At 61.0% G+C, this 9,797-nt stretch carries 6 protein-coding genes; 5 read left to right on the top strand and 1 reads right to left on the bottom strand.

Annotated features, from left to right (window positions below; translation table 11 throughout):
* A partial coding sequence (locus tag FJ398_21885) for a hypothetical protein (GenBank protein ID MBM3840561.1) occupies window positions 1-208 on the bottom strand: 208 nt, incomplete at its 3' end.
* A gap of 1,099 nt (window positions 209-1,307) precedes the next feature.
* Here FJ398_21885 and FJ398_21880 point away from each other — a divergent pair.
* From FJ398_21880 to FJ398_21860, 5 genes are all read left to right on the top strand, one after another.
* Window positions 1,308-3,701, top strand: a complete 2,394-nt coding sequence (locus FJ398_21880; protein ID MBM3840560.1) for a DUF1553 domain-containing protein — start codon at window positions 1,308-1,310, stop codon at window positions 3,699-3,701.
* Between the two features lie 9 nt (window positions 3,702-3,710).
* The gene (locus tag FJ398_21875) at window positions 3,711-5,114 is read left to right on the top strand and encodes a DUF1501 domain-containing protein (protein MBM3840559.1); all 1,404 of its coding nucleotides are present in this window, start codon (window positions 3,711-3,713) and stop codon (window positions 5,112-5,114) included.
* Entirely contained in the window at window positions 5,111-6,049 is a 939-nt protein-coding gene (locus FJ398_21870) for a prepilin-type N-terminal cleavage/methylation domain-containing protein (GenBank protein MBM3840558.1), read from the top strand. The genes FJ398_21875 and FJ398_21870 overlap by 4 nt, the downstream gene beginning before the upstream one ends.
* Before the next feature lie 164 nt (window positions 6,050-6,213).
* Complete coding sequence (locus FJ398_21865) at window positions 6,214-7,773, top strand: hypothetical protein (protein ID MBM3840557.1); 1,560 nt, start codon at window positions 6,214-6,216, stop codon at window positions 7,771-7,773.
* A 148-nt stretch (window positions 7,774-7,921) separates the two neighbouring features.
* Window positions 7,922-9,637: an MFS transporter gene (locus FJ398_21860; GenBank protein ID MBM3840556.1), complete on the top strand. Its 1,716-nt coding sequence runs from the start codon at window positions 7,922-7,924 to the stop codon at window positions 9,635-9,637.
* Window positions 9,638-9,797 lie beyond the last annotated feature (160 nt).

Below are 9,797 nucleotides of genomic sequence, written 5' to 3'. Positions count from 1 at the left end.
CCGCCGCCCGGAGGGTTTTCGCGCCAAAGGCCGCCTGGCTTCGTTGCTCCTCAGTCGAAGATCCAGGGAGGATATTCTCCTTCGTTGCGCCTCGCCATCCGGCCTTTGGCGCGAAAACAGGACCCCGCGGAATTTTCGGACACGCTCTTAGCTTCCAGAGATCGACGTGGCCGGAGCCTTGCTGATTCTGGCGATCGCACTCAACCAGCGTGAACTGGCCGTCCGGAAAAATCCCTTCTGGCTCGTCGTATTGCCTGGGGGCGTTCGAGTAGTTGATCACCTTTTTCGTGGCAAGATCGACGCCGCAAACGTCCGTCCCCTGATGTGCGTAGGCGGAGAACGTCAGCTCGCGTTCCTCTGGCGGACGGAAATTCTGCGTCTCCATCGTGCATTTGAAAGGCAGGTCACGGCTGTCGAGAATCAACCGCTGATTCGCCAGCTTCGGCGCGCCGTTTTCATAAACAAGGTCCGCCTCGTGCATCTGCGAGACGCCTGCGGGCAGTTTGTCTGGATATTGCGCGCTCACGTGCGTCCAGGCGATGTGCAGGCGTTTGCGCGAGACCGCAGGGCCTTCGCTGCATTTGGTGCCGAGCGGCACGGGCGGCTTGGTCAGGCTCTTGTCCAGGACGTAAAGATAGGATTGCACGCGGCTGGGATGCGGGTTCTTCGGATCGAACGCTTCCGGACCGGACAGCAAGATGTCGCCGTTGGCCAGGTAAAGCGCGCGCGTGTAGCCGAGGTGAGGATAGTGATGGGTGACGGGGCGAACGACTCGTGTCGCCAGATCGATTTCGTAGGCATCGCCGTAGGTCTTTTCGACAAAGAGAATCTTCTTTCCGTCGTGGGACCAGTCCGCGCGCTCGCCGAACCACGTCAGGCGGGTGATGTGCGGCGGCAATTCGTCGGTGGGACTTTTGCCGGCCTTAGTGGAACTCTGGGCCGGCGCTGCCGGCGCGACCGTTGCTGCGAAAAAACTCGTAAAGAACACTGCCGCAGTTGCTCGATAGTTCCATCCGGCGCGGACTAACGAGGGCAAAGAATTTGTATTCATAAAGGAAGGTGTCGGTTCGTTTCGTTAACCGGGAAAACTCACGCCTTGTCGAGCTTAATTTGGCGTTCAGTTCTTGGTTTCCTCCCAAGAAGATCACTGAAAAGCCGCTGCCTCCGCTATGCTGAAACTGCGGCCCAGAACACCGCAGGAGATTAAGCCGGTCCTCCGGGCCCTTGAAGAGGCCGGCATCGTGCTGGTCGGCGGTTGCTTCAGAAAACTCTTTTTCCACCTCGGAAGCTGAACTATATTCCGGGCGATGACGCCGGCGCCGGATCAGAGCGATGCTCGCGAGCTGGAACCGAAAGCGGTTCCGGTCGCATCCGCCCGCTGGCTTGCGTCCGCCGCATTGAGTTTCCTGCTCGACCGGCGGCAGGGTTTACAGAAGGCAACGAAGCGAAATGTTATTCGACAGCTTTCGTCGGTCGGCGCGGCCATCGCGCTCCTGGTTTTGGCGGACGCGCGCGCTGCTGAGATTTCCTTCCGGAACGATGTGGTGGCGGTTCTGTCCAAGGCGGGCTGCAACGCGGGCGCGTGCCACGGCAACGCCAATGGCAAAGCGGGATTCAAACTCTCCCTGCGCGGCGAGGATCCGGAGTGGGACTTCCACGCGCTCACTCGCGATCAATTTGGCCGGCGCGTGAACGCTTCGGCCCCTGACCAGAGCCTGGTTCTGCTCAAACCCGCCACTGCGATTTCTCACGAAGGCGGCAAGCGGTTCGGCAAAGAATCATGGGAATATCAAACGCTTCGCGACTGGATTGCGGGCGGCGCGCGCCCCGATGCGGCGGACACTCCCAGGCTGCGGAAGATTGAGGTCACGCCAACGGAAGAGATTCTGCTCGACCTGGCGGAGACCGTGCCGTTGCGCGTCCAGGCAACTTTTTCCGATGGCTCCAGACGGGACGTCACTCGGATTGCGGTTTATGAGCCGAGCAACAGCCTGGCCAGAATTTCCCCGGACGGACTCGTGGAACGCCAGGGATTCGGCGAAGTCACCGTTCTGGTCCGTTATCTCCAATGTCAGGTCCCGGTCCGTCTGGCGTTCGTGCCCGCGCGAGCGGGCTTCATCTGGCGAAATCCTTCCGCGAAGAATTACATCGACGAACACGGGTTCGCGAAGTTGCGCCAGTTGCGGATGAACCCTTCCGAGTTATGCGGCGATGAAGTGTTTGTCCGGCGCGCTTATCTGGATTTGCTGGGGATTCTGCCGGCGGCAGAGGAAGCGCGTGCGTTTGTTCGGAGTCAAGGCGCCGACAAGCGGGCGAAGCTGATCGACGAATTGCTGCAACGGACGGAGTTCGCGGATTTCTGGGCGTTGAAATGGTCGGATCTGCTCCGCAACGAGGAACGGGCGCTGGATCAGAAGGGCGTGCAGAACTTCCATCGCTGGATTCGGCAGAGCATTGCCGAGGGCAAGCCGATGAACCAGTTCGTCCGGGAATTGATCGCCACGCGTGGCAGCACCTACGCCAGTCCCGCCGCGAATTACTACCGGGCAAACCGCGACCCCGTGAGCCGGGCCGAAGCGACGGCGCAGGTGTTCTTGGGCACGCGGCTGCAATGCGCCCAGTGCCACAACCATCCGTTCGATCGCTGGACTCAGGATGATTACTACAACTGGACGGCGCTGTTCTCGCGCGTCCAATACAAGGTTCTGGAGAACCGCCGCCAGGACAGCAACGACTCGCACGAATTCAAAGGCGAGCAAATCGTGTTCGTCGCGCGCAAAGGCGAAGTGAAAAACCCGCGCACCGGCAAACCCGCCTCTCCGCACATGCTGGGAACCACGACGCACGAACCAGATTACGTTTCACGTTTGACGAATTACGACCCGGGCTCCGACGCCTTGGACGAACTGGCCGCCTGGATGACTGCCCCGGAGAATCCGTTTTTCGCCCGCGCCCAGGTCAACCGCATCTGGTTTCATTTGATGGGCCGGGGCATCGTCGATCCGATCGATGATTTTCGCGCCACCAACCCCGCTTCGCACGCGGAATTGCTGGAGGCGCTGGCCAGGGATTTCATCGCGCATGATTTCGATCTGCGCCACGTCATCCGGCTGATCATGAACTCGCGCACTTACCAGTTGTCGAGCGAACCGAACGAAACCAACCGCGAGGACGAAATGAATTATTCGCGCGCGCTCGTGCGGCGGCTGAGCGCGGAACAGATGATGGATTGCCAGACTCAGGTGGCGGGCGTGCCTTCGAAGTTTCAGGGTTATCCCGCGGGAATGCGCGCGGCGGAATTGCCCGGCGCGCGGCCTGAACGGGTGCGCGGACAGCGCGGAGGGCCGAAAGGGAACGACCAGTTCCTGATCGTCTTCGGGAAGCCTCAGAGGCTGCTGACCTGCGAGTGCGAGCGTTCCACCGAGACGACCATGAGCCAGGCTTTCCAGATGATCAGCGGTCCGACGGTGAATGATCTGCTGACGAACAGCGAGAACCGGCTGACTGCGCTGCTGGCTTCGGGCAAATCCGATGCAGAAATGATCGACGAGCTTTATTGGACGGCCCTGACGCGGGCGCCCGGCGCGACGGAGTTAGAGAGGGCGCAGAAGCACCTGGACGCCGCAAAGGACCGGCGCGCGGCGTTGGAGGATTTGTTGTGGGGTTTGCTGAACGCGAAAGAGTTTGTGTTGAGAAAGTGATAACAGCCTATGAGTAAGCCAATTCACTCCTTCGCCTGCCCCGGATTCCACGCCTCGCGCCTTTCCCGCCGGCACGCCTTGAAAGTCGGCGGACTTGGCATGCTCGGCTTGACGATGCCGGGCTTGCTGCGTGCGGAAGCGATGAAGAAAGGGCCGCCGGCGCGCGCCAAGTCCGTCATCTTCCTGTACCAGTTCGGCGGGCCGAGCCATCTGGAAACCTTCGATATGAAACCGGAGGCGCCCGAAGGCATTCGCGGGCTGCACAAGCCGATGGCGAGCAACGTGCCGGGCATCCAGGTCGCCGAGCGCCTGCCGCGCATGGCCAAGGTCATGGACAAAGTGACGCTGATCCGCAGCATGCACCACACGATGAAGAACCACAATTCGGCGTCGTATTACGCGCTGACGGGCCACGCGCCGCCGGTGGATGACATTCGCTTGAAGGATTCCATCGAGTTGTTTCCCGCGTACGGTTCGGTGGTGGATCAGCTCGCCCCGGTCAGTGGAGCGGTGCCCACGTTTGTCGCTTATCCCTACGTGATCCGGGATGGATCGGTGACGCCGGGCCAGCACGCCAGCTTTTTGGGCAAAGTTCACGATCCGTTCTTGTTCACTCAGGATCCGAACAGCCCGGACTTCAGCCTGCCGGAATTGACCTTGCCAGCGAACCTGAGCTACGAGCGCCTGGCGCAACGGCGCGAACTCCAGAAGGTCATCGACGCGCAATCGAGATTGCTGGAGTACTCGGCGACGGCCCAGGGGCTCGATGACTATTATCAGAAAGCGCTGGCGATGCTGCACTCCACGAAGCTGCGTGAGGCGTTCAATTTGTCCGCGGAACCCGATAAAGTGCGGGACGGCTACGGCCGGCACACCTACGGGCAAAGCTGTCTGCTGGCGCGGCGGTTGGTGGAAGCAGGCGTGAAGTTCGTCACGGTTTATTTTTCCGACAGCATCGGCGGCCAGAGCACGACCAATGGCGGATGGGACACGCACGGCTTCAACAACACGCGGATGTTCCCGATTATCGAGAAGCGGCACTTGCCGATCACGGATCAAACGCTGCCGACGCTGCTGGAGGATTTGGACCAGCGCGGGCTGCTCGATTCGACGCTCGTGCTGTGGGTAGGCGAGTTCGGCCGCACGCCCAAGGTCAATGCCAACATCAGCCGCGATCACTGGCCGCAGTGTTACACCGCGCTGCTGGCGGGAGGGGGCGTGAAGCGCGGCTTCGTGTACGGCGCGTCGGACAAACACGGCGCGTATCCGGCGGAGAATCTGGTGCGCCCGGATGATCTGTCGGCGACCGTGTTTTACCTGCTCGGCATCGACCCGCACACCGAAGTGCGCGCCGTGGGCAATCGGCCCGTGCACATTTCCGAAGGCAACCCGGTCATGGGCGTGCTTGCGTGAGGAAGTTGCTCGCAGCGCAGATTTTCAATCATGCCAGCGCTTTGCCCTGCGACATGAGATCAACAGCCAAACTGAAGGGCAGTTCTTGCCTGGCTTTCACCTTACCCGAATTGCTCGTGGCGATCGCAATCCTTGGAGTTTTGGCGTCGCTGCTATTGCCAGCGCTATCAGGAGCTAAAGGCAGCGCGTACTTCGTGAAATGCAAGTCCAACACCAGGAAACTGGGACTCGCCCTACGAATGTATGTTGACGACAAAGGCTTTTACCCAAGGACGGAACCCGGAGGCCCTTGGCGGCATTGGTCCAAATCTGTTAATGGTTACTTGGATCAGCCGGTCGTGAACCGCAGGTGGACTGACAATAGAGAGTTTGTAATTTGGCCCCCGAGCGTGTTCGTCTGCCCGTCTGACACGCGCCGGAAGTGGCACGGTTCCGGCGGCAGTTATGGCTACAACTCTTCGGGAATTAGTTTGAACGGGACTGTGGGCAATGGGAACAGGGATGCAGAAAGAGCGCCCACCGGGTTAGGTGGGGCTGGGGTCTATAGGGCAAAATTAGGTCCATTGTTTCCGAATCCAGTTTCTGAATCCTTCGTGATCTCCCCAGGGGAGATGATTGCCTTTGGCGACGCGTACGAATTCGGGCAGCGCTCTCCTATTAATTTGAAGCGAGACCTCTATGACACGCTAGGGTACATCGTACGCGAAGGCGGGGTTGGGGATCTTACCGGAAGTTTGGCTGCGATATCTAGCGATGAAGGCGGCCGACCGACTGGGTGGAAGCGTCATCGCAGGCGCTTGAGCGTAGTCTTTTGCGACGGGCATGTCGAGGGCCTGAAGGTCCAGACTTTGTTCTTCAGCAAACAGGATAAGGACCTGCGACTTTGGAACGTCGATAATCAGCCCCATAGCGAAGTGCTGCGCTACACAAAGTGAAGATGGGACAAACACAATTTCGACCAATAGAATCAATACCTTGGATGCTGCTTCGCAGAACTGCATTCCGCGCGCTTCCGACAGATTTGCAGTCAGCAAGATTTGCCGGTCCGGTGCCGATTCCAAATCGGCGATACGGCAGGTTGAAAACCTGCGCTACTGGAGTGCGCGCTTGGCGCGCCTTGGTGCTTTGGGGGATCACCGCAACCAGCCTCGCCGCCCAAAGCCCCAGCCTCACGCACACGATCCCGTCCGCCGTCGCGCCCGGCAAGACCACGGCGTTGACGCTCGTGGGAGATAACCTGGCCGGCGCAACCGAGATTTGGACAAGTTTCCGCGCGCACACCGCGATCGTCTCGGCGAGCGACGCAAGCGGCAGCAGCTCGCGGCTGATCTGCGACGTTTCCGTCTCCGAGGATGTCCCGCGTGGGATCGGTGCCATCCGTGTGGCGACCACGAACGGCATCTCCAATTTGTTGTTAGTATCCATCGACGATCTTTCCACCCTCTCGAAATGCGGCACGAACAAGACGGTTCAAGGAGCGCAGTTGTTGTCGTTGCCGATCGCGGTCGATGGCGCAGCGGAAGAACTCGGTTTTGATTACTACCAGTTTGACGCAGCGGCGGGACAGCGCGTTAACGTCGATATCGTCGCGCACCGCCTGGGGAGCGCGCTGGACCCGGTGGTGCGCCTGCTCGATGCGAACGGCCGGGAACTGGCGTATTGCGACGATGATCCGGGAGCTTATGCCGACGCGCGCGTCACGCATCGCTTCACCGCGGCTGGAAAATGCGTGATCGAAGTTCGGGACATTCGTTACCAGGGCGGGAGCAAGCATCGCTACCGGCTGCGCGTGGGCGACTTTTCGCAAGTCCCGCTCCGGTTGCTGCCGATCAACGAACCGGGCTTCCGACCAGCCAGCCTCAGCCCGCTGGTTGAGCGCGCGGAAGTGGAGCCGAACGACACGCCGGCCACGGCGCTGCCGATTTCCGCGCCGGTCGTCATTGCCGGCACTTTCGCGCAGAACCGTGATCGCGACTTTTACGAATTTGAAGTTCAAAAGGGACAGCGCCTCGTCTTCGCGGGGCGAACCCGCAGCCTCGGCTCGCCGTGCGATCTCTATCTGGAACTGCGGAAGGCGGACGATTCTCTGGTGGCAGAGGCGAATGTCACGGGCGCAGACGAAGGAGCGATCACGAACCGCTTCAACGAGGCCGGCACTTACCGTCTGCTCGTGGAAGAGCTGAATCGACAGGGCGGGCCAGACTTCAAGTATCGCCTGGAGATCCGGCCGCATCCGCCGGGCTTTGCCTTGAGCGTGGAGACGGACAAGTTCGAGGCCTCAGCGGGCGGCACGTTCGACGTGAAAGTGGAGTGCGCACGCCGCGAGTACGACGGTCCGATCACGCTCTCGGTGTTGGGCGGCGGCAGCGGATTGGCGCTCAGCGACAGCGTCATTCCCGCGAAAACCAACTCCGTTCAAATGAAGCTCGCACTGCCGCCGGACCTTCCCGCAGGCCGCATCCTGCATTTCGTCTTGGTGGGCCGCGCGCAAACGGGTGAGTCAAGCTACGAAACGCAAGCCACGACGATGCCCGCGATCCGGAAGCTCTTCCCGCAAATGCTCTACCCGCCGCTCGAATTGGACGGCTTGGTCGCGTTGGGAATCAAACCGGGACAGAAGGCTGAATCGACCGCAGCTTCAGCAGGCGCTCAGAAGTAGGCCAAGAGCGCAGATTCTTGGACCACGGATTTCACGGATGTAAAAGCTGTGTTATCCGTGTTATCCGTGCAATCCGTGGCGATTCGCCACCCATTCGATCAACTTCGCCGTTGAATCTTGCGCAGCAGATGCTGCACAATTTGCGCGCATGAATCCCGATGGCGCCCCGACCAAACCGTTTACCCTCACCGAATGGCTCATCCTCACCGTCGCAGCCATTGGTTTTCTGTTCGACACCTACGAACTGCTGCTCCTGCCGCTGATCGCCGCGCCAGCCATCGCGGAGATTCTCCAGGTGCCGGCCAACAATCCGCTCGTCACGGATTGGGTGGGCCGCCTGCTCTGGATCGCGGCGCTGTGCGGGGGCGTGTTCGGCTTGATCGGCGGGTGGCTCACGGACCGGATCGGACGCAAGACCATGCTGGCCGTGAGCATTGCGATTTACTCGTTGTCGCCGGTGGCTGCGGCCTTCACCACGACGCTGGGCTGGTTTGTCTTCTTCCGCTGCGCGACGTTCGTCGGTGTGTGTCTGGAATTCGTGGCCGCAATTACGTGGCTGGCTGAATTATTTCCGGACAAGGGACGCAGGGAAAAGGTGCTCGGCTGGACGCAGGCGTTCGCGTCGGTGGGCGGAATCTTCGTCACGGTGGTCAATGGCTGGATTCTGAAACACGCGGCCACGCTGCCGGCTTTGCCGTTGCCGCAACCTTTCGACGCCCACGCGGACTGGCGCTACACGCTGATGACGGGTTTGCTGCCGGCGATTCCCATCGCGCTGCTGCTCCCGTTTGTGCCGGAGTCCCGGGTTTGGCAGGAGAAACGCCGCGCCGGGACGTTGCGGCGGTCCAGCTTCGCCGAGCTTTTCTCACCGGAACTGCGGCGCACGACGCTCGTCACAGCGGCCCTCTCCGCCTGTGCTTACGGGATCGCGTTTGGAGCGCTGCAACTCACGCCGACGCGGATCATGCCCGGCATCGCCGATCTGGCGGAGCCACAGAAAATTCTTCGCCCGCTCCAGGCGGAAGCCGCGCAATTGAACAAACAATTCGACGATCTCAAGCCTCGCTTCGAGCAGGCCTGCGCGGAAGTGGCTGGGCTTCGAGAGCTTTCCGGCCAGCGCGGCAAAGCCCGCCGCGAACTGCGAGCCACCGGCCGGGCGCTCCAGACGCCGGACATTTCCGAGGCCCAAAAGGCCGCGCTGCAAACCACGCTCGCCGGCCTCACGAACCAAATCGCCGCGCTGGACGGGGAACTGGACAAGCTCACGGCTTCCGCTCCCGAAGCCAAGAAAGCCGTGCTGGAGCGCGAAAAGATTCTCGGACAATTGGGCGCGAACCGAGAGAAACAGGCGGGGCCCGACAACATCGTGAAGACGCGCGGCAAAGACGTCCAGCTCTGGCAGGAGATCGGCGGATTGCTGGGACGAATCGCGTTGGCCGCGCTCCTCGCGCTGGCCATCAGCAAAGGAATGTTGCTGCGCCTCTTTCAAGTTCCTGGACTGATCGTGCTGCCGCTAACTTATTACTGGCTGTTCCGCGATCAGCCCGCGCTCTTTCATTGGGGCGTGGCCATCTGCGGATTCCTGACCGTGGCGCAGTTCAGTTATTTTGGCGAATACCTGCCGAAGGTGTTTCCGCTCCACTTGCGCGGCACCGGCGGCAGCTTTGCCACCAATGTGGGCGGACGGATGCTCGGCACCTCGGCCGCGTTCGTGACCACGAATCTCGTCGCGCCGATGCTGGGCGGGCGATCGCCCGCGCACGTGGCCACGGCCGCGGCCATCGTGGGCACGAGCATGTTTTTGATCGGCCTGGGGTTGAGTTTTCTGCTTCCGGAACCGAAAGCAGAGAAATCGTCCGAGTAATGGGATAGGGGTAGGGATGACACACGAGCGTCACCCCTCCCTCCGAACCGGACGGGCGGATTTCCCGCATCCGGCTCTCCGGTTGATGGGGTCTCGACGAGAGAGAGCGCACCTTTCGTGCGGTCTCCAAGGCCGCCTTCCGTTCAACAGTCTCAACCAA

It is taken from the genome of Verrucomicrobiota bacterium (genome assembly GCA_016871535.1).
GTDB lineage: Bacteria > Verrucomicrobiota > Verrucomicrobiia > Limisphaerales > SIBE01 > VHCZ01.
Note: the sequence above shows the minus strand (reverse complement) of the source record. Positions and strands in the feature narration are given on the sequence as shown.